This window comes from Synechococcus sp. PROS-9-1 (assembly GCF_014279775.1).
Lineage (GTDB): Bacteria > Cyanobacteriota > Cyanobacteriia > PCC-6307 > Cyanobiaceae > Synechococcus_C.
In genome coordinates this window covers 368,426-391,701 of sequence record NZ_CP047961.1, presented here as the reverse complement: position 1 = coordinate 391,701, position 23,276 = coordinate 368,426, and the positions used below count along the sequence as shown (strand labels likewise).

General features: G+C 56.6%; 19 protein-coding genes and 1 tRNA gene. 13 read left to right on the top strand and 7 right to left on the bottom strand.

All coding sequences use genetic code 11. From position 1 onward, the window contains the following. Positions 1–3 precede the first annotated feature (3 nt). Positions 4–77 (bottom strand) — tRNA-Pro (locus SynPROS91_RS01900). 27 nt (positions 78–104) lie between these two features. Here SynPROS91_RS01900 and lipA point away from each other — a divergent pair. Continuing rightward, positions 105–974: a lipoyl synthase gene (lipA, locus tag SynPROS91_RS01895; RefSeq protein WP_186519309.1), complete on the top strand. Its 870-nt coding sequence runs from the start codon at positions 105–107 to the stop codon at positions 972–974. A gap of 43 nt (positions 975–1,017) precedes the next feature. On the opposite strand, the gene SynPROS91_RS01890 is transcribed toward lipA, so the two are convergent. Next, positions 1,018–1,326, bottom strand: a complete 309-nt coding sequence (locus SynPROS91_RS01890; protein WP_186517958.1) for a YciI family protein — start codon at positions 1,324–1,326, stop codon at positions 1,018–1,020. 12 nt (positions 1,327–1,338) lie between these two features. Then, entirely contained in the window at positions 1,339–5,937 is a 4,599-nt protein-coding gene (gene gltB, locus SynPROS91_RS01885) for a glutamate synthase large subunit (RefSeq protein ID WP_186517957.1), read from the bottom strand. 102 nt (positions 5,938–6,039) lie between these two features. Here gltB and SynPROS91_RS01880 point away from each other — a divergent pair, with 102 nt between their 5' ends. From SynPROS91_RS01880 to SynPROS91_RS01840, 9 genes are all read left to right on the top strand, one after another. Then, positions 6,040–7,764: a phosphodiester glycosidase family protein gene (locus SynPROS91_RS01880; RefSeq protein WP_186517955.1), complete on the top strand. Its 1,725-nt coding sequence runs from the start codon at positions 6,040–6,042 to the stop codon at positions 7,762–7,764. A gap of 22 nt (positions 7,765–7,786) precedes the next feature. Further along, positions 7,787–8,113, top strand: a complete 327-nt coding sequence (locus SynPROS91_RS01875; RefSeq protein ID WP_038014828.1) for an AIR synthase — start codon at positions 7,787–7,789, stop codon at positions 8,111–8,113. A gap of 77 nt (positions 8,114–8,190) precedes the next feature. Beyond that, positions 8,191–8,565 (top strand): 30S ribosomal protein S12, encoded by a 375-nt coding sequence (gene rpsL / locus SynPROS91_RS01870; RefSeq protein ID WP_186517953.1) that lies wholly within the window; start codon positions 8,191–8,193, stop codon positions 8,563–8,565. Positions 8,566–8,615: 50 nt separating this feature from the next. Then, positions 8,616–9,086: a 30S ribosomal protein S7 gene (rpsG, locus tag SynPROS91_RS01865; protein ID WP_186517951.1), complete on the top strand. Its 471-nt coding sequence runs from the start codon at positions 8,616–8,618 to the stop codon at positions 9,084–9,086. A 77-nt stretch (positions 9,087–9,163) separates the two neighbouring features. Beyond that, a complete protein-coding gene (gene fusA, locus SynPROS91_RS01860) occupies positions 9,164–11,239 on the top strand; it encodes an elongation factor G (protein WP_186517942.1) in 2,076 nt (691 codons plus the stop codon). A gap of 41 nt (positions 11,240–11,280) precedes the next feature. Then, complete coding sequence (tuf, locus tag SynPROS91_RS01855) at positions 11,281–12,480, top strand: elongation factor Tu (protein WP_186517940.1); 1,200 nt, start codon at positions 11,281–11,283, stop codon at positions 12,478–12,480. 153 nt (positions 12,481–12,633) lie between these two features. Then, positions 12,634–12,954, top strand: coding sequence for a 30S ribosomal protein S10 (gene rpsJ / locus SynPROS91_RS01850; RefSeq protein ID WP_186517938.1), 321 nt, complete (start codon positions 12,634–12,636; stop codon positions 12,952–12,954). 57 nt (positions 12,955–13,011) lie between these two features. After that, positions 13,012–13,674, top strand: coding sequence for an LON peptidase substrate-binding domain-containing protein (locus SynPROS91_RS01845; RefSeq protein WP_186517936.1), 663 nt, complete (start codon positions 13,012–13,014; stop codon positions 13,672–13,674). Continuing rightward, entirely contained in the window at positions 13,674–14,618 is a 945-nt protein-coding gene (locus tag SynPROS91_RS01840) for a methyltransferase domain-containing protein (protein ID WP_186517928.1), read from the top strand. The genes SynPROS91_RS01845 and SynPROS91_RS01840 overlap by 1 nt, the downstream gene beginning before the upstream one ends. Before the next feature lie 2 nt (positions 14,619–14,620). Here SynPROS91_RS01840 and pheA read toward each other — a convergent pair whose 3' ends face one another. Further along, a complete protein-coding gene (pheA, locus tag SynPROS91_RS01835) occupies positions 14,621–15,463 on the bottom strand; it encodes a prephenate dehydratase (RefSeq protein WP_186519307.1) in 843 nt (280 codons plus the stop codon). A gap of 31 nt (positions 15,464–15,494) precedes the next feature. On the opposite strand from pheA, the gene SynPROS91_RS01830 reads away from it, so the two are divergent. Beyond that, the gene (locus SynPROS91_RS01830) at positions 15,495–16,070 is read left to right on the top strand and encodes a DUF1997 domain-containing protein (RefSeq protein WP_186517926.1); all 576 of its coding nucleotides are present in this window, start codon (positions 15,495–15,497) and stop codon (positions 16,068–16,070) included. Here SynPROS91_RS01830 and SynPROS91_RS01825 read toward each other — a convergent pair. From SynPROS91_RS01825 to SynPROS91_RS01815, 3 genes are all read right to left on the bottom strand, one after another. Then, entirely contained in the window at positions 16,053–16,646 is a 594-nt protein-coding gene (locus tag SynPROS91_RS01825) for a ribonuclease HII (RefSeq protein ID WP_186517923.1), read from the bottom strand. The two genes, SynPROS91_RS01830 and SynPROS91_RS01825, sit on opposite strands and share 18 nt — an antisense overlap. Positions 16,647–16,664: 18 nt before the next feature. Continuing rightward, positions 16,665–18,683, bottom strand: a complete 2,019-nt coding sequence (locus tag SynPROS91_RS01820) for an Rne/Rng family ribonuclease (RefSeq protein ID WP_186517921.1) — start codon at positions 18,681–18,683, stop codon at positions 16,665–16,667. Positions 18,684–18,943: 260 nt separating this feature from the next. Next, a complete protein-coding gene (locus tag SynPROS91_RS01815; RefSeq protein ID WP_255439972.1) occupies positions 18,944–21,526 on the bottom strand; it encodes a TIGR03960 family B12-binding radical SAM protein in 2,583 nt (860 codons plus the stop codon). Between the two features lie 165 nt (positions 21,527–21,691). On the opposite strand from SynPROS91_RS01815, the gene SynPROS91_RS01810 reads away from it, so the two are divergent. Both SynPROS91_RS01810 and clpS read left to right on the top strand, forming a co-directional pair. Then, on the top strand, positions 21,692–22,918 hold the full coding sequence (locus SynPROS91_RS01810) for an LL-diaminopimelate aminotransferase (RefSeq protein WP_186519305.1): 1,227 nt from the start codon (positions 21,692–21,694) through the stop codon (positions 22,916–22,918). 41 nt (positions 22,919–22,959) lie between these two features. Continuing rightward, positions 22,960–23,271, top strand: coding sequence for an ATP-dependent Clp protease adapter ClpS (clpS, locus tag SynPROS91_RS01805; RefSeq protein ID WP_048347862.1), 312 nt, complete (start codon positions 22,960–22,962; stop codon positions 23,269–23,271). Positions 23,272–23,276 lie beyond the last annotated feature (5 nt).

The window sequence follows — 23,276 nt, the reverse complement described above, 5'->3', positions numbered from 1 at the left end:
GAGTCGGGATGACAGGATTCGAACCTGCGGCCCCTTCGTCCCGAACGAAGTGCGCTACCAAGCTGCGCTACATCCCGATGAAGCGACTTTAAAAGATGACTTCCATTCAGAAACCTGACTGGTTGCGCGTCAAAGCCCCCCAGCGCGAGCGCATTGGCGAGGTGGCCGACCTGCTGCTGGACCTCAAGCTGAACACCGTTTGCCAGGAGGCAAGCTGCCCGAATATCGGCGAATGCTTTGCCGGAGGGACCGCGACGTTCCTGATCATGGGGCCAGGCTGCACCCGCGCCTGCCCCTACTGCGATATCGACTTCGACAAGAGCGTCCGAGAGCTTGACCCAACCGAACCCCAACGGCTCGGGGAGGCGGTCTCCAGGCTTGGGCTCAAACACGTGGTGATCACATCCGTGAACCGCGACGACCTTGAGGACGGAGGCGCCTCTCAGTTTGTGGCTTGCATCGAGCAGGTGAAGCAACATTCACCGCTCACCACGATTGAGCTGCTCATTCCCGATTTCTGTGGCAACTGGCACGCACTCGCAGCGGTGATGGAGGCATCACCTCATGTGCTGAACCACAACATTGAAACGGTGCCGCGGCTGTATCGCCAAGCGCGTCCGCAAGGGGTCTACGAGCGCTCCCTTGAACTCCTCAAACGGGTTCGCGATGGCTGGCCACGGTCGTACAGCAAATCAGGATTGATGGTGGGCCTCGGCGAAAGCGACACGGAGGTCATCGAGGTGCTGCGCGACCTACGTGAACACCGAGTTGACATCGTCACCATCGGCCAATATTTGTCGCCAGGCCCAAAACATCTGAGCGTGGACCGCTTCGTCACTCCGGAGCAGTTCGAGAGCTACCGCCTCAAGGGCGAACAAGAACTTGGCTTCCTACAGGTTGTCAGCACTCCGCTCACCCGCAGCAGTTACCACGCAGGGGAAGTGCAGAAGCTGATGACCATTCACCCTCGCTGAACCCGCCAGCTCAACACCGTGAGCAGCATTGACCAGGTCTGAACTAAGCCCGAAGGCTTCCCAGCACAGGCTTCCATTCATGCAGCGTCCAGTCCACCAGATTCCTCGCAATCATTGGATCAGCACGGATGAACGCGACTGCTGACTCATAGCTTTGGGCCTCAAAAACCAACAGGCCTCCCCCACCAGGCTTGTGCTGATCATCAACAAGAAAGCCACTGGCCATGGCGATCCCTGCGTTCCGCTGAGCTTCAACCCAACAGCGATGGGCATGGCAATGCAGACGACGATCCTCCGCGGATAACGATGTCATCGCTGCCGTGAAGGTTTCTTGTTTGATAAACCAGGGCATAAGACACCAGGATCAAGCCGTCACGGCAGAGCGCTCAACAAGACCCATCGCCGCTCGCTCAGATGGGGGCACCAACAACTTGAACGACGACTTGGCGTTGGTCCAATCCGAAAGCAAAGCCTTGGCCTTCTCACTGGAGGTGGTGTTGAGATGAGCCTCAAGCAGTGATTTCAGCAAAGACTCCTGTTGTGGGGTGGTGATCTTGACCACCTCCACGATTTCAGGATTCACGCGGGCCTGTACTCCGCCCGCTTCATCCAACAGGAACGCCACACCGCCGGTCATACCGGCACCCACATTGCGACCGGTGCCTCCCAGCACCACAATCACGCCTCCGGTCATGTACTCGCAACAGTGGTCTCCGGCTCCCTCCACCACGGCCCGGGCTCCGCTGTTGCGAACGCCAAAGCGTTCTCCAGCCCGACCATGGGCAAAAAGCTCACCTCCAGTGGCGCCATAAAGACAGGTGTTGCCAAGAATCACCTGATCGCCAGGATTGGCGACACCGTCACCAGGCACAAGAGTGATTCGACCACTGTTCATCCCTTTCCCGACGTAGTCGTTGGCCTCACCCACCAAGCGCATGGTCATGCCTTGAACAAGGAATGCAGCAAAGCTTTGGCCGGCCGCTCCGTGGAAGTTCAGATTCAGCTGGCCTTTAAAGCCACGATTCCCATGACGCTGAGCAATTTCTCCGGCGAATCGAGCACCAACACTGCGATCGGTGTTAATGATCTCGATCTCGCGGCTGAGAGAGCCATGGTTCTCGACAGCATCCATGAACTCGCCATCAGCCAGAAGATGATCTTCAAGGATCGGACCGTTTTCATGGGCTTCAGGGCTGTGATTGAGCCAGGAGCGCTCGTTGGCGTCTCCCACTGGAGCCAACAGGCTGGAGAGATCAACACATTTGGTTTTAGCGAGCTCGACGGAACGAGGCTGCAGCAGCTCGCTACGTCCAATCAGATCTTCAAGACGAGCGACTCCCAAGACACTCATCAATTGACGCACCTCTTCCGCCACGTACCAGAAGAAATTCACCACGTGTTCGGGCACACCGGTGAAGCGTTTACGTAATGCTTCTTTCTGAGTGGCCACGCCTACGGGGCAGTTATTGGTGTGACAAACACGGGCCATGATGCAGCCCTCAGCAATCATCGCCACAGACCCAAAGCCATATTCCTCGGCGCCGAGCAGGGCAGCGACGACCACATCCCAGCCGGTCTTGAGACCACCATCGGCGCGGAGCAAGACACGATCACGCAATCCGTTCTCCAACAAAGACCGATGCACTTCGGTCAGGCCCAGCTCCCAGGGACTGCCAGCGTGCTTGATCGAACTCAGCGGCGATGCCCCCGTGCCGCCATCGTGACCAGAAATCTGGATCACATCGGCATTGGCCTTCGCCACACCAGCCGCGATCGTCCCGATCCCAATCTCAGCCACCAACTTCACACTGACAGGCGCTTTGGGATGCACCTGGTGCAAATCATGGATGAGTTGAGCAAGATCCTCAATGGAATAGATGTCGTGGTGGGGCGGGGGTGAAATCAGCGCCACACCAGCCTTGCTGTTGCGCAGCCCAGCGATGTACTCGTCCACCTTTGGTCCAGGCAGTTGGCCGCCTTCACCAGGCTTAGCTCCCTGAGCCACCTTGATCTCAAGCTGCTTGCCGCTGCGCAAATATTCCGCTGTCACCCCGAACCGGCCCGAAGCAATCTGCTTAATCGCTGAGCAGGCGGTATCACCATTTCTGAGACCACCGATGCTGGGGAAAGACGACGAGCGGCCGTCTCCATCCACATCACGGAGAACCTGAAAACGAATCGGGTCCTCACCACCCTCACCGCTATTGCTCTTACCGCCGATACGGTTCATGGCCACAGCCAACACCTCATGGGCTTCTCTTGAGAGAGCTCCCAGACTCATGCCACCTGTACAGAAGCGAGTACACAGGCTTTCTGCACTCTCCACCTGATCCAGTGGCAAAGGCGTTGCAGCCAGCTTGAACTCGAGCAAATCGCGAAGCGCTGTGACCGGCCTGTTTTCCAACAGGGTTTTGTAGGTGGAGAAGTGGTCGTATCCAGGACCAGCCTTCACTGCACTGTGAAGAGCCTTCGACATCTCAGGGCTATTGAGGTGGTACTCACCACCCGTGCGGTATTGCACAAAACCCATGAACTCAAGCTTGCTGCGATTCAGCTCAGGGAAAGCCTTGGCGTGCATCGAGAGCGTTTCATTCGCCAGCTCTGGAAGCGTCATCCCAGCGACTCGACTGGTCGTCCCCGCGAAAGCCTTTTGAATCACATCGGCCCCGAGACCGATGGCCTCAAATATTTGAGCACCGTGATAGCTCGCCAAGAGCGAAATACCGATTTTGGAGAGAATCTTTCGGAGACCGTTCTCCAGTGACAAGCGCACATTCGCCTGGGCACTATCGAGATCCAAAGGTTGCAACTTGCCTTGTTCGATCCGCTTCTGCGTCTTGGGATGAGCGAGCCAATGGCGTGTGGTCTCCCAGGTGAGCCATGGGCAAACAGCGCTAGCGCCGTAACCGATCAAGCACGCCATGTGATGGGTGCTCCAACACTGAGCGGTGTCCGACACCAAGGAGCAGTGGAGTCTTAATTTCTGACGCAATAAATGGTGATGAACCGCTCCGACAGCAAGCAAAGCCGGCATCGCCACAGTGGTAGCCATGAGTTCTGCTGACTGTTCAGCCGCATTGACGCGGTCAGACAACACCAGAATCTGAGCGCCGTCGCGCACCTCCTGTTCTGCTTTTAAACAGAGCGCGTCAACGGCTAACTGCAACCCACCGGCACAGGCTTCCACGGCAACCTGGGTGGAGAGGGATCGCACCGCTAGCCCTTGGTGAGACAGGGCGGTCAGCTCCGCCTCATTGAGCACTGGAGTTTCGAGGTGAATCAATGCCGCTGCCTCTGCCTGAGGCTTCACAGCAGGCCGCCTCTGCCCCAAGTGCATCTCCAAACTCATCACCAATTTTTCTCGCAGCGGATCAATCGGTGGATTGGTGACTTGAGCGAAGCGCTGCTTGAAGTAGTCGTAGAGAAGATGGGGCTTGTCGGAGAGCACCGCTAAGGAGATGTCATCTCCCATGCAATAAGTGGGCTCCTTGCCAAGACCAGCCATGTCCTCAATCACAAGATCAAGATCTTCTGCGGTGAAGCCCATCGCTGTCTGCAAGCGCAGCAAATCAAGCTCACTGATGTGGCAATCCTGCGTCCAAGGCTGAGCCGAAACCGAGCGACGATGCTGCTTCAACCAATCGCCGTAGGGAAAACGTTGAGCCGCATCTTCCTTCACTGCCCAGTTGGTCAACAGTTCTCCGCGCTCAAGATCAACGGCCACCATCTGACCTGGACCTAAGCGCCCTTTTTCAACAACAGTTTTTCCGCTGAGATCCACTACTCCGGTCTCGGATCCCATGATCACGAACCCATCAGCCGTTGTGCACCAACGCGCAGGCCTGAGCCCATTGCGATCCAACGTGGCGCCCACGCGCTTTCCATCGGCAAACACCAACAACGCTGGGCCATCCCATGGCTCTTGAATCCCGGCATTGAATTCGTACATGGCCGTGATCTCAGGACGGCTCTCCAAATCGGGCTGATTACGGAATGCTTCCGGCACCAACGTGATCAAGCTGTCGGTGATTGAACGTCCACTGCGCACCATCAGCTCAAGCGTGGCATCGAGATTGGCTGAGTCACTGAAATCGGGATTCACAACCGGGATCAAATCGGCAGCAGCATCACCCCATACGTCTTCCAGGCCAGCTTCTGATGCCTTAGCCCAGTTGAGATTGCCTAACAACGTATTGATTTCACCGTTGTGACCCAAGAGGCGCATCGGCTGAGCCAACGGCCAGCGGGGAAGCGTATTGGTGCTGAAACGGCGGTGGTAGACAGCAAAACTCACAGCAAAGCGAGGGTCACGCAAGTCGGCGTAGTACTTGGCGAGAACCTCGGAGCGGACCATCCCCTTGTAAACAACGGTTCGACCACTCAGGGACGCGACATAAAAGTCGCGAGCACCCTCGGCACCAAATTCCTGGCGAACCCTCGCCCCTACTCGACGACGCAGGCGCAACAGCAAGGATTCGAGGGCATCTGCATCAACAGCGCTGTGAACTAACCACTGTTGAATCGCGGGTGCGGTCTCACGCGCAAGCGGACCAAGCACCGCTGAATCGATCGGAACCTCACGCCATCCAACCGAGGTCAGGCCAAGGGCCTGCGCCTCTTGATCACAGAATCGCTGAGCTTCGGCACGGCGGCTGGGATCTTTTGGCAGAAACATCATGCCGAGACCGTTGGCATTCGCGGCTTCTGGCCAAATCGCTCTCAGGTACTCCCAAGGGATTTCGCACAGGACTCCTGCTCCATCTCCGGAATCACCATCGCCACCACACCCACCCCTGTGCTCCATGCAACCCAAACCACGAAGGGCCTGCTGAAGCACCCAATGACTGCGCTCACCTTGCAGCTGTGCCAGAAAACCCACACCACAGGCATCCTTCTCCCCTGCAACCGCAGCAGGTGCACTGCTGTCGCAATAGGGCCAATCGGAACCGGTGAGTTGGGTCATAACCTGCAGTCGAGACATACAACAGCAACGGCGTTCGCAATCCGTCGCTGGTTGAGCTACTTCGAATCCTAAGGATTCGCCCACCCCAGCTAGCGTCGAGCCATGGATGCAGCAATGCCACCTCCGCCGCCACCACCCATTGCGGAGGTTCGCCTCACTGATCAGTTCAGTGGCGATCGGCTAACGATTGGAGGCATCGACATCTCGAGCGCGTGGTTATGGCAGGGCCAGGGAGCAACGAACCCAAAGCGGCTCTGGCTGCCTCTCGATCTACTGGTCGGGCAGATGGGATTTCAGCGTCAATCCGATTTCAGTGGAGAACGTCTCGAGTGGTACGGCGTTCAACGGGCTTTAAGCGGTTTGCAACAACGCACCATCGGGGATGAAGTGGCCCTCGATGCACTGCCCTGGTTGAAAGCGCTCGGGGTTCAAGTGAACCGAATCAACAACACTCTGAGGGTTGACCTTCCCCAACCCCATCTGAAAACGCTCCGACAAGGAAAGGGAAGCAGCGCCAATCGTCTTGTGATGGACCTCAGTGGGCCTGCCCTCGTTCAGCGCCAGGGCGATGATCTGCTTGTACAGATGAAGGTCACGCCTCTGCAGGAAAGCCATCTGCGCAGGATTGGCTTGCAACCACGACGGGAGCCGGGGGGGCTGAAGCTGCTTGGCCAAGCCAGCAAGCTTTCGACCTTGACTCTGAACGGACCATGGAGGGTCGTGCTGGACGGCATCACCCCCACAAATCCTTCAACAAGGCGGCTTCAATACCAAGCATTTCAACGTGCGCTACTCGCCCCAGAGATGCAAGATCCGATCCAGAAGGGGTTGGTTGTGGATCAGCGCGTGGTTCAAGTGGGCGTCAAGCCCATAAGGCTGTACCGAGCGGGCGTTCAGCACACCACCTCAGCTCTCTTTTTACGCCCGCTTGCCCCTAGCCATGCCCAACCTGGATTGCGCTACCTCAATCAGTTGGCGCAACCTGCCAAAGCACTTGTGGCGGTGAATGGAGGTTTTTTTAACAGGGTTCGCCAACTCCCCCTTGGAGCTGTTCGTCTCAACAATGAGTGGCTTTCAGGCCCAATCCTCAACCGAGGTGCCATCGGCTGGAATCGCAGCGGCCCGCTGATGTTTGGACGCCTGCAGTTGATCCAGGAGATGACCGTGATTGGACGACAGCGGTGGCCTCTCAGGATGCTTAACAGCGGTTATGTCCAACGCGGACTCAGTCGCTACACCAGGGCCTGGGGCCCGACTTATCGCGCACTGAGTGGAGAAGAGCAGGCGTTAACAGTTAGGAGTGGACGCGTTGATGCGGTGTATGGCCAAGCCGCTCTCGCTCGCGGTATTCCTTTGCCCTTAAAGGGAGATCTGATCGTTGCACGAGGGGGGATAGAACTTCCTGCGCGGGTTGGGGATGGAGTGACCATCACCACCCGCAGCTCAAATCCCTTGGGTGAACGCCCTCAAGTCATGGGAGGAGGGCCCCTTCTCCTTCTTAGGGGCAGGGTTGTACTGAATGGCCACCAGGAGGGCTTTAGCCCTGGCTTTCTGGCCGTTTCAGCACCTCGCACCGTTGTGGCTCAAGATAAGGAACGGATTTGGCTCCTCACCGTCAAAGGCACCAATGGCAGTGATCCCACCCTCCTTGAAACAAGCCTGGCGTTAAGACAACTCGGGCTCACTGAGGCGCTCAATCTCGACGGGGGAGGTTCAACCACCATGCTCGTCGCCAATACAACTGTGATGACGGGCCGGGGCATCACTCCTCGCGTACAAAATGGCCTCGGCTTTGTTGGTGATGGATCCATGGTGCTGGCAAACTGAGCCCATCAGCATGCGAATGGCTATGGGCGCCACGTTCTCCATCAGCGCCTCCGCTGCGGCGGAACTCGGTCGTCAGGCTGCGGTAGCAGGGACACCAGGGTTGATGCACCTCGACTTGGTCTCGGGAAGTTGTGAGCAACACGTGATCCGCTTGCGACCTGGACACCTCGCAGGGATTGCCATGGCTCGAGCGGACGGAGTCACGCTTCACGCTCCAGAGGAGCAACTTCATCTGCTGGAAGGGCTTTGCCTTGATTACCGCGGTGATCTGAGTGGCGGTGGCTTTCTGATCAGCCCCCAGGACAACGTGCGTTGCTGTTTGTGCGGGAGTGCATTTTCCCGCTGTTGAGAAGAAAAGGTCGGACGAACCAGTATGGTGACGGATTGTCGAACTAGGTCGGGTCTCCGGCCGCATCCCGACCGTCGATGCCAACCATCCAGCAACTAATCCGTCACGAGCGTCAAACCCTCAAGACGAAAACAAAATCTCCTGCGCTTAGGTCTTGCCCTGAGCGACGGGGTGTATGCACCCGCGTGTATACCTCCACTCCGAAAAAGCCGAATTCGGCTTTACGCAAAGTGGCCCGTGTACGCCTCACCTCAGGATTCGAGGTCACGGCTTATATCGGTGGCATCGGCCATAACCTCCAAGAACACTCCGTGGTGCTCATCCGTGGAGGAAGAGTTAAGGATCTTCCCGGTGTTCGCTACCACATCATTCGTGGAACCTTGGACACTGCTGGTGTCAAGGACCGCCGTCAATCCCGTTCGAAGTACGGCGCCAAGGCGCCCAAAGAGTGATTCTCGCTCTTTCCACTTTTTTCACCCTGTTACTCCCCTCCTAACGGTTCATGTCACGCCGTAACGCTGCAGTCAAACGTCCGATCCTGCCGGATCCACAATTCAACAATCGCCTCGCCACGATGATGGTGGCCCGGTTGATGAAGCATGGGAAAAAGTCCACCGCCCAACGCATTCTTTCGGATGCTTTTGGATTGATCGGCGAACGCACCGGTGGTGACCCCGTCGAACTGTTCGAAACGGCAGTCAAGAATGCGACTCCACTCGTAGAAGTGCGTGCACGTCGTGTTGGTGGTGCGACTTATCAAGTACCGATGGAAGTCCGCCAAGAAAGGGGCACAGCAATGGCCCTGCGTTGGCTCGTGAGTTTCTCAAGAGCCCGCAATGGTCGCAGCATGTCCCAAAAGCTTGCTGGAGAGTTAATGGACGCCGCTAACGAAGCAGGCAGTGCCGTCCGCAAACGGGAAGAGACCCACAAGATGGCCGAAGCCAACAAAGCTTTCGCCCACTATCGCTACTGATCTTCAGTCAACCTGATTATCCCAGGTTGACATGTAGAGTCACATTCGCCTTTTAACGCCCCAACTCGGAGTATCCTGTGGCACGCGACTTTCCCCTGGAACGCGTCAGAAATATTGGTATTGCAGCCCATATTGACGCTGGTAAAACAACCACCACTGAGAGGATTCTGTTCTACTCCGGTGTGGTGCACAAGATTGGTGAGGTGCATGACGGTGCAGCCGTAACCGACTGGATGGCCCAAGAGCGTGAACGTGGAATCACGATTACGGCCGCTGCTATTTCCACAAGCTGGAATGATCACCGGATCAATATCATTGATACTCCTGGTCACGTTGATTTCACCATCGAAGTGGAACGCTCCATGCGCGTTCTCGATGGCGTAATCGCAGTTTTTTGCGCTGTTGGTGGTGTGCAACCGCAATCTGAAACGGTATGGCGCCAAGCCGACCGTTATTCCGTGCCACGGATGGTGTTTGTCAACAAGATGGATCGGACTGGTGCCGATTTCCTGAAGGTTTTTGGCCAAATCAAGGATCGCCTCAAAGCCAATGCTGTACCCATTCAGCTTCCAATTGGAGCCGAAGGTGAACTTAGCGGAATCATCGATCTTGTTGAAAACAAAGCTAATATTTACAAGGATGATTTAGGCCAAGACATCGAGATCACCGATGTTCCGGCCAACATGAAAGACGAAGTTGATAAGTGGCGGAATATTTTGATGGAAACGATTGCTGAAAATGATGAAGATCTCATCGAAAAATTTCTGGAGTCAGGGGAACTTTCTAACGCTGATTTGAAGCAAGGCATCCGTACTGGTGTTCTCAAGCACAAATTGGTTCCTGTGCTCTGCGGTTCAGCTTTTAAAAACAAGGGTGTTCAACTCGTTCTCGACGCGGTTGTTGATTACCTTCCAGCGCCGATTGACGTCCCTCCAATTCAAGGACTGCTTCCAAACGGCAAAGAAGCTGTTCGTCCATCCGACGACAGTGCACCCTTCAGTGCTTTGGCCTTCAAGGTGATGGCTGATCCTTACGGAAAGCTCACCTTTGTTCGCATGTATTCAGGCGTCCTTGAAAAAGGAAGTTACGTCTTGAATTCCACCAAAGACACCAAAGAACGTATTTCTCGTCTCGTTGTGCTCAAAGCCGACGATCGCGAAGAGGTTGATGCCTTGCGTGCTGGAGATCTCGGAGCCGTTCTGGGTCTCAAAAACACAACCACCGGAGACACCCTCTGCGCAACAGACGAGCCGATCGTGCTGGAAACACTGTTTGTGCCAGAGCCGGTGATCTCCGTTGCGGTGGAACCCAAAACAAAAGGCGATATGGAGAAGCTCTCCAAAGCCCTGGTGTCTTTGGCCGAAGAAGACCCCACTTTCCGCGTTCGTACCGATCAGGAAACCGGACAAACCGTGATTGCGGGCATGGGCGAACTCCACCTCGAAATCCTGGTGGACCGCATGCTGCGCGAATTCAAAGTGGAAGCCAATATTGGTGCTCCTCAGGTGTCGTACCGAGAAACCATTCGTGGTTCATCCAAAGGAGAAGGAAAGTTCTCCAGACAGACCGGTGGTAAGGGCCAATACGGTCACGTTGTGATCGAGATGGAACCTGGCGAACCTGAATCAGGCTTTGAATTCATCAACAAAGTTGTTGGTGGCACAGTTCCTAAGGAATACATCAAGCCAGCCGAGCAAGGCATGAAGGAGACCTGCGAGTCGGGCGTGATTGCTGGTTATCCCCTGATTGATGTCAAATGCACGATTATCGATGGGTCTTACCACGATGTGGACTCGTCGGAGATGGCATTTAAGATCGCTGGCTCTATGGCCTTCAAGGATGCGGTCAAGAAGTGCAATCCTGTGCTTCTTGAGCCGATGATGAAGGTCGAAGTCGAAGTCCCCGAGGATTTCCTCGGTTCGGTGATCGGCGATCTGTCCTCCCGCAGAGGACAGGTCGAGGGCCAGTCCGTCGACGACGGAACGTCTAAAGTCTCTTCCAAGGTGCCCTTGGCCGAGATGTTCGGCTATGCCACCGAACTCCGATCCATGACCCAGGGTCGGGGTATTTTCTCGATGGAGTTCAGTCACTACGAGGATGTTCCTCGCAATGTGGCCGAGGCCATCATCTCCAAGAATCAGGGCAATTCCTGATCTCTACACTCCCTTAATTCACCCCTAGATTCTTTACCAAAATGGCTCGCGAGAAGTTCGAAAGGAACAAGCCCCACGTCAACATCGGCACCATCGGCCACGTTGACCACGGCAAAACCACCCTCACCGCCGCGATCACAAATGTGCTCGCCAAAAAAGGGATGGCAGAAGTCCAAGATTATGCCGACATTGACGGTGCTCCTGAGGAGCGCGAGCGCGGCATCACCATCAATACCGCTCACGTTGAGTACGAAACCGATAAGCGCCACTACGCCCACGTTGACTGCCCTGGTCACGCGGACTACGTGAAAAACATGATCACGGGTGCTGCCCAGATGGATGGCGCGATCCTCGTTTGTGCAGCCACAGACGGCCCCATGGCTCAAACCAAGGAGCACATCCTGCTCGCCAAGCAAGTTGGCGTTCCGGCCTTGGTTGTTGCGCTAAATAAGTGCGACATGGTCGATGACGAAGAGATCATCGAACTCGTTGAGCTGGAGATCCGCGAGTTGCTCTCCAGCTATGACTTCCCTGGAGATGACATCCCTGTCGTTCAAGTCTCTGGCCTTAAAGCCATCGAGGGCGAAGCTGAATGGGAAGCCAAAATTGAAGAATTGATGGCTGCGGTGGATGAAAGCATCCCCGAACCAGAGCGTGAAATTGATAAGCCATTTCTAATGGCGATCGAAGACGTTTTCTCCATCACTGGCCGTGGCACCGTCGCGACTGGTCGTATCGAACGCGGCGTCGTCAAAGTTGGCGAAGAAGTCGAAGTCGTGGGCATCAGAGATCCCCGCAAAACCACCGTTACCGGTGTGGAGATGTTCCGCAAACTGCTCGACGAGGGCATGGCCGGCGACAACGTGGGTCTCCTGCTTCGCGGCATCCAGAAAGAAGACATCGAGCGCGGCATGGTGCTTGTGAAGCCCGGCTCCATCACACCTCACACCAAGTTTGAGGGGCAGGTTTACGTGCTCAAGAAAGAAGAAGGGGGTCGCCACACACCTTTCTTTGCTGGCTACCGCCCGCAGTTCTATATCCGTACCACCGACGTGACGGGGCAAATCACCGCATTCACCGCGGAAGATGGCACCAACGTTGAAATGGTCATGCCTGGAGACAACATCCAGATGACTGGTGAGTTGATCTGCCCTGTTGCCATGGAATTGGGCATGCGCTTCGCCATTCGCGAAGGTGGTCGCACCATCGGAGCTGGCGTGGTCTCCAAGATCATCGAATGATCTAATCCTCAATCCCTGTAAGGGTCAGCCTGACTGCGGTCAGACCTTCCCTTACAGTTCTTGAGTGGAAGAGCTTCAGAGTCTGAGGCTCTTCCTGCCCGAACCTAGACAATCCAACCTCTCAGTCTCTTTTAGGGACTTTTTCGCGCTTCCATGGCCACCGCAATCGCTCAGCAAAAGATCCGCATTCGTCTCAAGGCGTTTGATCGCCGCATGCTGGATCTCTCTTGCGACAAAATCATTGAAACTGCCGACAACACGGCAGCAACGGCAATCGGACCGATCCCACTGCCAACGAAGCGCAAGATTTACTGCGTTCTGCGCTCGCCCCACGTGGATAAGGATTCACGCGAGCACTTTGAAACGCGGACCCATCGACGCATTATCGATATTTACAGCCCGTCAGCAAAGACCATCGATGCTCTGATGAAGCTCGACCTCCCTAGTGGAGTCGACATCGAGGTCAAGCTCTAATCGAAGCCCCATCCAACGATCAGCTGCCTAGTATTTCGCTCTTCGCTTAGATCCTGCGTGGTTGATCTGTCCGTCAGAGAACTCCCTCTGTTCCCTCTGCCGGATGTGGTCCTATTCCCAAGTGACGTTCTGCCACTGCATATCTTCGAGTCGCGCTACCGAATGATGTTGCAGAGCGTCCTCGAAACAGATCGACGTTTTGGCATTGTGCGCTGGGATCCAGAGCAACAAACGATGGCCGCTGTGGGCTGTTGTGCTGAAGTCATTCAGCATCAAACCGGAGACGATGGTCGCAGCAACATCGTGACCCTCGGTCAACAGCGATTTCGTGTGCTCAACGTCACCAGGGAGATGCCCTTTCGTTCGGCAATGGTCAGCTGGATCGAAGATGAACCGGTCGACAACACCAGCGAATTGGAGTCTTTAGCGGCGACCGTGACTCAAGCCTTGAAAGATGTTGTTGAACTCACGGGCAAACTGACCGACTCCAAATCTTCACTGCCTGATGACCTTCCAGACCTTCCTCGCGAGCTCTCCTTCTGGATCGGAGCGCATCTAGGAGGCCCGGTAGCCGACCAACAACAGGATCTCCTGGAGCTCACAAGCACACGCACGCGCCTGGAGCAGGAGTTCGAGATGCTCGATGAGACCCGTCGTCAGCTCGCTGCTCGCACCGTTTTACGCGACACGCTGTCAGAGACCGATCCGAGCAACGGTTAATGCCTTCAACGACCGTTCTCATCGCAACAGCAGCGGGTTTACTGCTCTTGGGTTGCGCTTACCAGCTTTGGAATCGTCGCAATCGCGCTTATCACTCCAGTGAGAGCGTTGCTGCCGCATACGACGCCTGGACCGATGACCAATTGCTGGAATCCCTTTGGGGTGAACATGTTCATCTTGGGCACTATGGAACCCCACCCCAGCCTCGGGATTTCAGGCAGGCCAAGGCCGACTTCGTCCATGCGTTGGTCCGCTGGAGTGGCTTCGATCAATTACCGCCAGGATCCCGTGTCTTAGACGTGGGTTGCGGTATCGGAGGAAGCGCCAGGATCCTTTCCCGTGACTACGGTTTGGATGTATTGGGCATCAGCATCAGCCCAGCTCAGGTGAACAGGGCTACCCACCTAACAGCCGACACGTTGTCCTGTCGCTTCGCAGTGATGGATGCCCTCAGCCTCCAACTTGAGGATCAAAGCTTTGACGCCGTTTGGACTGTCGAAGCCGGCCCTCATATGCCCGACAAACAGCGGTTTGCCGACGAACTCCTGCGAGTCCTGAAACCTGGCGGTCGTCTGGCCGTTGCCGACTGGAACCGTCGCGATCCTGTTGATGGTGCCCTTGATCGGCGCGAACGCTGGGTGATGCACCAATTACTCACCCAATGGGCGCATCCCGAATTCGCCAGCATCCGAGGCTTTCGCCAAAACCTTGAAAGCAGCCCTCATCGTCGCGGCACGATCAGTACCGATGATTGGACAGACGCCACGTTGCCCTCTTGGAATGATTCCATCCTTGAGGGCATCCGCAGGCCGAATGCGATTCTCCGTCTTGGTCCAAAGGCCGTCCTGCAGGGCCTCCGTGAAACACCAACGCTGCTGTTAATGCGCTGGGCTTTTGCCCGAGGGATGATGCAGTTTGGAGTGTTTAAAACAGATCACTGTTGAGATCACTCCATCACTGAACTGGGGTAAGCCCCGAAGTGGAGAACGTGTTCACACAGTGGCTGAAGGCTTGTGGTCAGCCGCTGAAGCAACTCAGCCGTCTGCTGCCCAGGCAATTCCACATCCACAAAAAACACATATTCACCAAGCTCACGCTTTGAAGGACGCGATTCAATCCGGCTCATGTTGAGTCCGAGATCGCCGATCGCTTGCAAGGCCTCAATCAACGCCCCTGGGGCATTTTTATGCAGCGAAAAGGCAAGGCTGGCAACGTCGCCCTCGCAACTCACTTCATCACCGTTTTGAAGCAACAAGAAGCGGGTGCGGTTTCCAGGGACATCATTCACTGGATAGGCCAACTCCTGGAGTCCCTGCTGCCCCGCTAACGAGCGATCTGCAATGGCAGCTCTGAAGTGACTGCCACGAACCATACTGGCCGCCTCAGCGGTGGAGCTGGCTGGGAGTTGCACGGCCTGCGGCAGATGACCCGCCAACCAGCCGCTGCATTGGGCAAGAGCCTGAGGATGGGATAAGACTTCCGAAATACCGTCAAGAGACCCGCTGCTCAGCAGCGCATGACGAATCGGTAGAACGACAGCGCGACGAATCCTCAAGTTCGAATAAGACCAGAGAGCGTCAAGAATTGCCGTGACCCCACCCTCAACGGAGTTCTCCACAGGCACCACGGCCGATTCGCAGCGACCATCTGCAACATGTTCCACCACAGAACGAAGCCCCGAACACGCGACCAGCTCTGGATTCTCAATGGCCTCAAGTCTCATGAGGCTGCGAGCAGCCCGCTCCCCATAGGTTCCCTCCGGCCCGAGAAAAGCAACACGCATCGGCATCGGATCAAGACACACATCGATCGATAGGATCATGCCGCGTCAGGACACGGTCATGCCCCTGGCCTTTCGAGCCAGTCAGCATCTCGATTTACCCATCGCAGATGAGTCAGAACGGCTGCGGGCTTATTTGCATGAGCACGACCGCGTTGTCAAAGCGCTGCTCGACTCCAGACAGCTCACAGCCTTGGCACCAGGGCGCTACCGCTACACCGTGACAACGCTGCAGGTGTTCCAACTGCATGTGAAGCCAGTGGTGTCGCTTGAAGTCGATGAAGTGAGCGGACAACTGCGGATCCGTGCTCTTGATGCGGACCTCGAGGGTTTGGGGTTAGTGGATGACTTCCAACTGAGCCTTGAAGCCTTGCTTGAGGCGACTCCAAGCGGATTGCAAGGGGAGGCCATGCTGAGCGTGGAAGTCAGCCAACCTCCCCTTCTGCGTCTGATTCCCAAGCGCGTATTGGAGAGCACCGGAGAATCCATCCTGAATGGAATTCTGCTAACGATCAAAGGTCGAGTCGGTCGTCAGTTGGTGGCTGATTTCCGCTCCTGGGCCAAGGATTTGGATACCCCTCCCGCCAGCGAGTCCGCCCTACCCGGTGGCGAATAGCTTCCTCAAGAACGAGCGCCGGTGCAGGGGGGTGGGGCCAGAGGCCAGTAGCGCTGCTCGATGTTGAGCCGTTCCATATCCAGCATGTCGCTCAAGCCCGTACCCCGGAAATCGATTGGACAGCCGCCGAATCAAAGCGTCGCGCGCCTCTTTCGCCAACACACTCGCAGCTGCTATGGAGGCATGGCTGCTATCACCACGCACGATGGTGCGTTGAGAACCCTCCCACAAGCGCAAGGGGAGCACTCCATCCACCAAGACCAGCTGAGGCCGGCTGGGCAAGCGCTGAAGAGCACACACCATGGCCTGCTCAGTCGCGCTGCGAATCCCGTAGTGATCAATGGCCCACGCAGAGCTTTGCCCCAATCCCCAAGCATGGGCATGAGCCTCAATCAGAGGGACCAATGCAGCTCGACGACTCGGCGTTAACGCCTTGCTATCGGTGAGACCAGCCGCCTGCAAATGCCCGGCAGCTTGATCGCTCAAGACAACCGCCGCCGCAAAGACGGGGCCAAACAAGCAACCACGTCCAACTTCATCCACCCCAGCGATGCCAAGGCCATCGCTGGCGATCATTGGGTCTAACACTGCCTGTTAGTCGTTATCCGACGTTGATGCTGATGCGCGACGGCGTCGGCGACCGGGCCTTGATTCAGAGGTGTCTGCAGGCTCAGTACTGACCTCTGGCTCAGAACTAGCGACTGGCTCAGAGATGGATACGGAGACGGGCTCAGACACTGAAACCGCTTCAGGCTCAGGAGACATCACCGGGAGTGGGGTCTCAAGCAAAGGCGTGATCTCCACAAGCAACGGCTGTGAATGGTCGTCTGGCTCTAGGGGAGTGACGATGGTCGTGGGTGCTGAATCGTCTCCGCCAGCTGCTGCAGCAGGGCGGCCCGAACCAGTACCCGCGCTACGGCCATTTCCCCTCGGCCCACGGCGACGGCGGCGACCTGCGTTAGCCGACATTTGCTGTCGAGCCTGCTCAAGCACCTGCTCTGCGTCTTCGCCGGGACGAACAACGCGCACCATCAGGTTGTCGAGCTCCGGCTGAGTATCGAGAAGCAAGGCTGGATTGAGACCAAGCCATCCATAAACCTGCTCTTCGTCTTCATCCATAGAAACCGCGACCAGCTCAGGATCCTGACGTCGGCTCACGCTTGCAGGTTCAATGGCAGCAGACGTCGACACGGACGTAGACGCGCTAGCAGTCTCCACCTCATCCAAAGACGCATCGCTGCTGTCGACAGGACCAGAAGCCGCCACAACCTTCCCTCGGCCGCCGCGACGACGACGGGCATTCGAGGCCTCTCCAGACTGAGGAACTTCAGCCCGAGCCGACGCTGCAGAACGCACCAGCCCCGTGGCCGTAGCGAGGGGCTGCATCAGATCCTTTCCAGGAAGCACTGCAACGTGTCCCAGCCCCCCGCAACTGGGGCAGGCTCGCCCGAACAGCTCATAAATATTTTGGCCCTGACGCTTACGCGTCAGCTCCACAAGACCCAGTTCCGTGAGCTGGGCAATTTGAGGGCGAGCTGCATCATCACGAATCGCACTGGTGAAATGCTCCAGCAACTGCAACTGATCACGACGGGAATCCATGTCGATGAAGTCGACGATGATCACCCCGCCGATGTTGCGCAAACGCAACTGCCGGGCAATCTCAATGGCTGCCTCACAGTTGGTCCAGAGCACCGTTTCCCTGGCATTCGCCGAGCGGGTGAACGAACCAGAGTTGACATCAATCACCGTGAGCGCCTCGGTGGGCTCGATGATCACGTAGCCACCGGAGGGGAGATCAACCCTCGGCTTTAGGGCATCACGAATGGCCCCATTGACCTTGTAATGCTCGAGCAGCTCAGAAGGCTCAGGATGGGCCTCCAGCACAACATGACTTCCTTCCTCTCCGAGGAAGGAACGCACCCGCTCCACCGCAGCAGGAGACTCCACCACCACACGCTCCAAATCCAAGCCGGTGTGATCGCGAAGAATGCGATGAATAAAATCCTCATCGCGATTGAGAAGCACCGGGGGGGAGGCCGTCTCAGCAGATTTTTGGATCGCCTCCCATTGACGTAAAAGCGATTCGAGATCGTCAATCAGCAATTCCTCGCTGATTCCATCGGCTTCCGTACGAATCAGCAAGCCCGCACCTGGGGGCTTGACCAACACACCAAGAGCACGCAACCGATTCCGCTCTCCTTCCGAACCAATGCGCCTGGAGATATTGACCCCCTGACCGCTGGGTTGAAGCACGAGGTAACGACCTGGTAGCGCCAGATTGCCTGTCAACCGAGGACCTTTCGTCCCCGTGGGCTCCTTCATCACCTGAACCAGCACTTTTTGGCGTGGCTCCAGTAGTTCTGTAATTCCGGCGGCACCTTTTCTAAGGCGCAAAGGACCTAAGTCAGTGACATGAATGAAGCCATTTTTTTCACTTTCACCAATGTTGACGAAAGCAGCATCAATCCCCGGGAGAACATTTTCAACAGTGCCCAGATAGACATCACCTATCTGGTAACGCCCTTGGGCAACGATTAATTCATCGACGCACTCATCTGTGAGCACTGCGGCAATACGCAGTTGCTCAGCAATAACAATTTGTTGGGGCATAAACAATGACTGACGAGCCCGTCAGGACTGGAGCCCGATCAACAGCCAGCCGGCATGTCGCACGGGGTTGGGATGAATTCAATTGACCGATTAGGTCTAAGCATTCGGAGTGAATCACTCCTCTGATTTGGAGCTCAACTGCAACGCCTAGGCGTTGTTTGAAACAGGAGACTCTGGCCTCTTATTCCGCAGGATGTGGGAGCAAGAAGGTCGGGACGAAACCGTGGCGCAGGCCCGTGGCTTGACGTCTTGTTTTGAATTTAGCACCGCACAAGCCGTAGCTCGAGGCGACGGACATTGTGAAGATGTAAAGGCTGCTCCAAGGCTTCAGACAACCAGTGCTGTAGCTGAGCGGGCTTGAGGCTCCTGCCTTGATCATCGATCTGAGCGAAGCACTCAAGCGTTACCCCGCTCTCCGCCGCTTCATCAACCGCTTCATCAACCGGAGCCACGATCTCAAGCGTCTCTAAAGCAGGTCTGCAATCGCGCTGACGAGGACGTCCTTTTTTATCGGTGTCGTCCCAAACAAGCGTGTCTCGCGACAACAAATCATCCACCACCTGCTTCCACTGCTCAAAAGAAATCGCAGGGTCTTCCGCTTGGGGTTTCAGCTCAAAGCTCCATCGGGCTGCCTCCAGTTGTTGCGAGAGGCTCTGGCCAAACACGGGCACTTCATAGGCCTCCATCAACAAAAGCCCTGGGGGGAGGGTCTGTTGCCAACGCTTCAAAACATCGGGCGCCTCAACCTGTTCAATAAATTCCAAATCCATCCATTCCCCCTGCCCTTGCACTCCAAGCGGCAACGCCAAGGCGAGCTGAAGACGGGGAAGGGGGTGAAAGCCGCCGGTGAAACTGATCGGCAATTCAGCACGTCGAAGCGCACGCTCAAACAAGCGCACCAAATCGAGATGGCTGAGCAGGGCCATCGCGCCTGTTTTGCTGAAACGAAACCTGATCCTGCACACCCGATCGCTGGGCGGAGCCTGCCTTGGTTTCTGAACAGGGATCTCAGGAGGGGGAATCACAACGTTGTGGCCTAGATCCGGGCCACACACCCCACAACTGCTACATCCTTCGAACGAACAATCCGGCACAACAGCCGCTTCAAGAGCTCGCTTGAGATCTTCTGCCAACCAGCGCTTATCAATCCCGGTGTCGATGTGGTCCCAAGGCAGCGGCTGAGAACAAAACGCATCCAACCCTTCCTCGCTGAGCGCATTCGCACGTCCCCAGCCGCCGAGCTCAAGGGCCCGATAGCGGCCCTCAAGGCCTGCTGCTGCAATAGCGCCCGTCCAAGCCTCATAGGTGCGATCGAGGGCCTCAAACCATGCATCCATTCCTGCACCCGCACGCCAGGCGGCTTCGATAACAGGCGCCAAGCTCCTGTCTCCGCGACCGACGAAGTCCTCCATAGCGGAAAGCCTCACATCCGTGAAGTTGAAGCGCACTCCGCGGAGGCGCTTTCCGGCTTCCCTCAGCAACTGCTGACGCCTTAGAAACTCCTCAGTCGAAACGCTATGCCACTGAAACGGCGTATGCGGCTTCGGGGTGAAATTGCTGATGGTGATGTTGAGACTGAGGCGACCCAAATCGCGGCAGCGATCGAGCAACATCCGACAGGTCTCGGCAATGCCGAGCACATCGGCATCGGTCTCACCCGGCAGCCCGATCATGAAATAGAGCTTCACCTTGCGGAAGCCGTTTTGCATTGCCGTGCGGATTCCATCCACAAGATCTGCATCCGTGAGCCCTTTGTTCACGATGTCTCTCAGCCGTTGGGTGCCGGCTTCCGGTGCAAACGTCAGGCCCGACTGGCGGGAGCCCCCAAGGATGTGAGCGATGTCGTCATCAAAACGATCCACCCGCTGACTGGGCAACTGAAGCGTGACATTGCGATCAGCGAGACGATTACGAAGCTCTACCCCCACAGCGGGCAACGCCAGGTAATCGCTGCAGCTCAACGACAGCAAAGAAAAGTCGCTGTAACCCGTTCGCTGCATTCCCGTTTCAATCGCCTCAATCACGGCCTCAGGCTCCACGTCCCTCGCTGGTCTCGTCAGCATTCCCGGCTGACAAAAACGACAGCCTCGGGTGCAACCACGACGAATTTCCACCGTCAATCGGTCATGCACGGTCTCCACATGGGGAACGAGTCCCATCGCGTAATGGGGCATGGGCGTAGCAACACGCCTCAACAGTCGGGCGGGAAGACCAGCCTCCAGCGGCTCCACGCTGATCCCTTGCTGATCAGGTCCGTAGAGAGACGGCACATAAACCCCTGGGACAACAGCCAGATCACGAAGCAAGTCCGTTCGAGTCCAGCCCGCAGCTTTGGCTTCTGCCACCACCAATCCAATCTCAGGGAGAAGCTCCTCCCCATCGCCTAAAGCAATGAAGTCAAAAAAAGCTGCGTAAGGCTCAGGGTTGCTGGTGGCAGTGGGACCACCAGCAAAAATCAGCGGAGGAGACTCAGGGTGAGAGAGGGGCAAATCTCCTCTCTCTGCCGCATAAAGCGGCACCTTCGCCAAATCCAACATGGCGAGAATATTGGTCGCACCCAGCTCATAGCTGAGGCTGAAGCCCAGGATGTCAAAGGCGGGGAGCGGCCTCCTGCTCTCCACAGCAAACAAGGCTTGATTCCGCTCTTTCAGCCTCTCTGAAAGATCCGCTGCCGGGAGGTAGGCCCGATCACACAGCTGACCAGGAACAGCATTAAGGATGGAATAAAGAATGATGTGGCCGAGGTTGCTGGAGCCCACCTCGTAAATCTCGGGATAGGTCAGAGCCCAGCGCACACGCGCCGCCTCCCAATCCCGTGGCTCAACCCCCAATTCATGGCCCATGTAGCGGGCCGGACGATTGATGGAGGCATCAACAAGCTGATCAAACGCCACGACAGCGTGGGGGGCAGGATCCTGCTTCGTGTGGGACGGGGCGACAATCACGACCACCAGGCCCTGCTTCTTTCATCGTATGTAGCAGGATGCCCGAAGCAACCCCAGTCATTCGTGGTCAAGGTCAACGGCAATTACCTGAAACTCAAAGCGGGTTATCTGTTCCCTGAGATTGGCCGCAGGGTGAAGGCCTTCAGCAGCGCAAACCCCGAGGCCCAGCTGATTCGTCTCGGCATCGGAGACGTCACAGAGCCGCTACCGCAGGCCTGCCGTGACGCGATGAAATCAGCCATCGACGAGATGGGCACAGCAGAAGGATTCCACGGCTATGGGCCAGAACAGGGCTATGGCTGGCTTCGCGAGGCGATTGCCCGCGATGACTTCCAAGCCAGGGGTTGTGAGATCAGCGCCGAGGAGATCTTTGTCTCGGATGGCTCCAAATGCGACAGCAGCAATATTCTCGACATCCTTGGGAGTGGCAATCGCATTGCAGTGACCGATCCGGTATATCCGGTTTACGTCGACAGCAATGTGATGGCTGGCCGCACAGGCGAGTCTGGCGATGACGGTCGTTATGGCGGCCTCACCTACCTGCCGATCAGCGCCGACAACGGGTTTGCAGCGCAGATTCCCAGTGAACCTGTTGACCTGATCTACCTCTGCTATCCCAACAACCCCACCGGCGCTGTCGCGACGAAGGCGCAACTCAAGGAATGGGTGGACTACGCCCGTGCCAACAAGGCCTTGATCCTGTTTGATGCCGCGTACGAAGCGTTCATCCAAGATCCCGATCTGCCCCATTCCATCTATGAAATCGAGGGCGCTCGCGACTGTGCGATCGAATTCCGCTCCTTCTCCAAAAACGCCGGATTCACAGGCACCCGCTGCGCCTTAACCGTTGTTCCCAAAGGGCTCAAGGGCAAAGCCGACGATGGTTCAGAGGTGGAGCTTTGGGGGCTTTGGAACCGTCGGCAGAGCACCAAGTTCAATGGTGTGAGCTACATCATTCAGCGCGGCGCAGAAGCGGTGTATTCCGATGCAGGGCAACAAGAAGTGAAGGCGCTCGTGAGCTTCTACATGGAGAACGCTGCCATCATCCGGCGCGAGCTCAGCGCTGCAGGCATCGAAGTGCATGGAGGTGAGCACGCCCCCTACGTATGGCTGAAAACACCCTCAGGAATGGACTCCTGGAGCTTCTTTGATCACCTCCTTCAGAAAGCCAACGTGGTGGGGACCCCAGGGAGTGGCTTCGGTGCTGCAGGAGAGGGCTATTTCCGCCTTTCCGCTTTCAACAGCCGTCGCAATGTGGACGAAGCCATGGCCCGCATTCGCAACTTATGACCTGATCACTTCTAGATTGGAAGTATTGGGAATCAGTGGCCATGGTGGATACACCCAGCCGTAGCCCCGGTGGGGCTGCGGTTCTTGACAAGCAAACCGAGCGGGTGCGCAAGACATCGCCCCGCTACAAGGTTTTGCTTCACAACGACCCTGTTAACAGCATGGAGTACGTCGTCGTCACGCTTCAGCAGGTGGTTCCCCAGCTCAGTGAGCAAGACGCGATGGCCGTGATGCTGGAAACCCACAACACGGGGGTAGGCCTGGTGATCGTTTGCGACATTGAACCCGCAGAGTTCTACTGCGAAACCTTGAAGAACAAGGGTCTGACCAGCACCATCGAACCAGAAAGCTGAGAACA

Bases quoted from the DNA above. Each gene is read 5' to 3' on its own strand.
- clpS (WP_048347862.1), top strand. From the start codon at position 22,960: ATGGTGGATACACCCAGCCGTAGCCCCGGTGGGGCTGCGGTTCTTGAC.
- SynPROS91_RS01880 (WP_186517955.1), top strand. From the start codon at position 6,040: ATGGATGCAGCAATGCCACCTCCGCCGCCACCACCCATTGCGGAGGTT.
- tuf (WP_186517940.1), top strand. From the start codon at position 11,281: ATGGCTCGCGAGAAGTTCGAAAGGAACAAGCCCCACGTCAACATCGGC.
- rpsJ (WP_186517938.1), top strand. From the start codon at position 12,634: ATGGCCACCGCAATCGCTCAGCAAAAGATCCGCATTCGTCTCAAGGCG.
- SynPROS91_RS01830 (WP_186517926.1), top strand. From the start codon at position 15,495: ATGCCGCGTCAGGACACGGTCATGCCCCTGGCCTTTCGAGCCAGTCAG.
- rpsL (WP_186517953.1), top strand. From the start codon at position 8,191: ATGCCAACCATCCAGCAACTAATCCGTCACGAGCGTCAAACCCTCAAG.
- SynPROS91_RS01875 (WP_038014828.1), top strand. From the start codon at position 7,787: ATGGGCGCCACGTTCTCCATCAGCGCCTCCGCTGCGGCGGAACTCGGT.
- SynPROS91_RS01890 (WP_186517958.1), bottom strand. From the start codon at position 1,326: ATGCCCTGGTTTATCAAACAAGAAACCTTCACGGCAGCGATGACATCG.
- rpsG (WP_186517951.1), top strand. From the start codon at position 8,616: ATGTCACGCCGTAACGCTGCAGTCAAACGTCCGATCCTGCCGGATCCA.
- SynPROS91_RS01815 (WP_255439972.1), bottom strand. From the start codon at position 21,526: ATGGGCCATGAATTGGGGGTTGAGCCACGGGATTGGGAGGCGGCGCGT.
- SynPROS91_RS01825 (WP_186517923.1), bottom strand. From the start codon at position 16,646: ATGATCGCCAGCGATGGCCTTGGCATCGCTGGGGTGGATGAAGTTGGA.
- SynPROS91_RS01820 (WP_186517921.1), bottom strand. From the start codon at position 18,683: ATGCCCCAACAAATTGTTATTGCTGAGCAACTGCGTATTGCCGCAGTG.
- gltB (WP_186517957.1), bottom strand. From the start codon at position 5,937: ATGACCCAACTCACCGGTTCCGATTGGCCCTATTGCGACAGCAGTGCA.
- SynPROS91_RS01840 (WP_186517928.1), top strand. From the start codon at position 13,674: ATGCCTTCAACGACCGTTCTCATCGCAACAGCAGCGGGTTTACTGCTC.
- pheA (WP_186519307.1), bottom strand. From the start codon at position 15,463: ATGCCGATGCGTGTTGCTTTTCTCGGGCCGGAGGGAACCTATGGGGAG.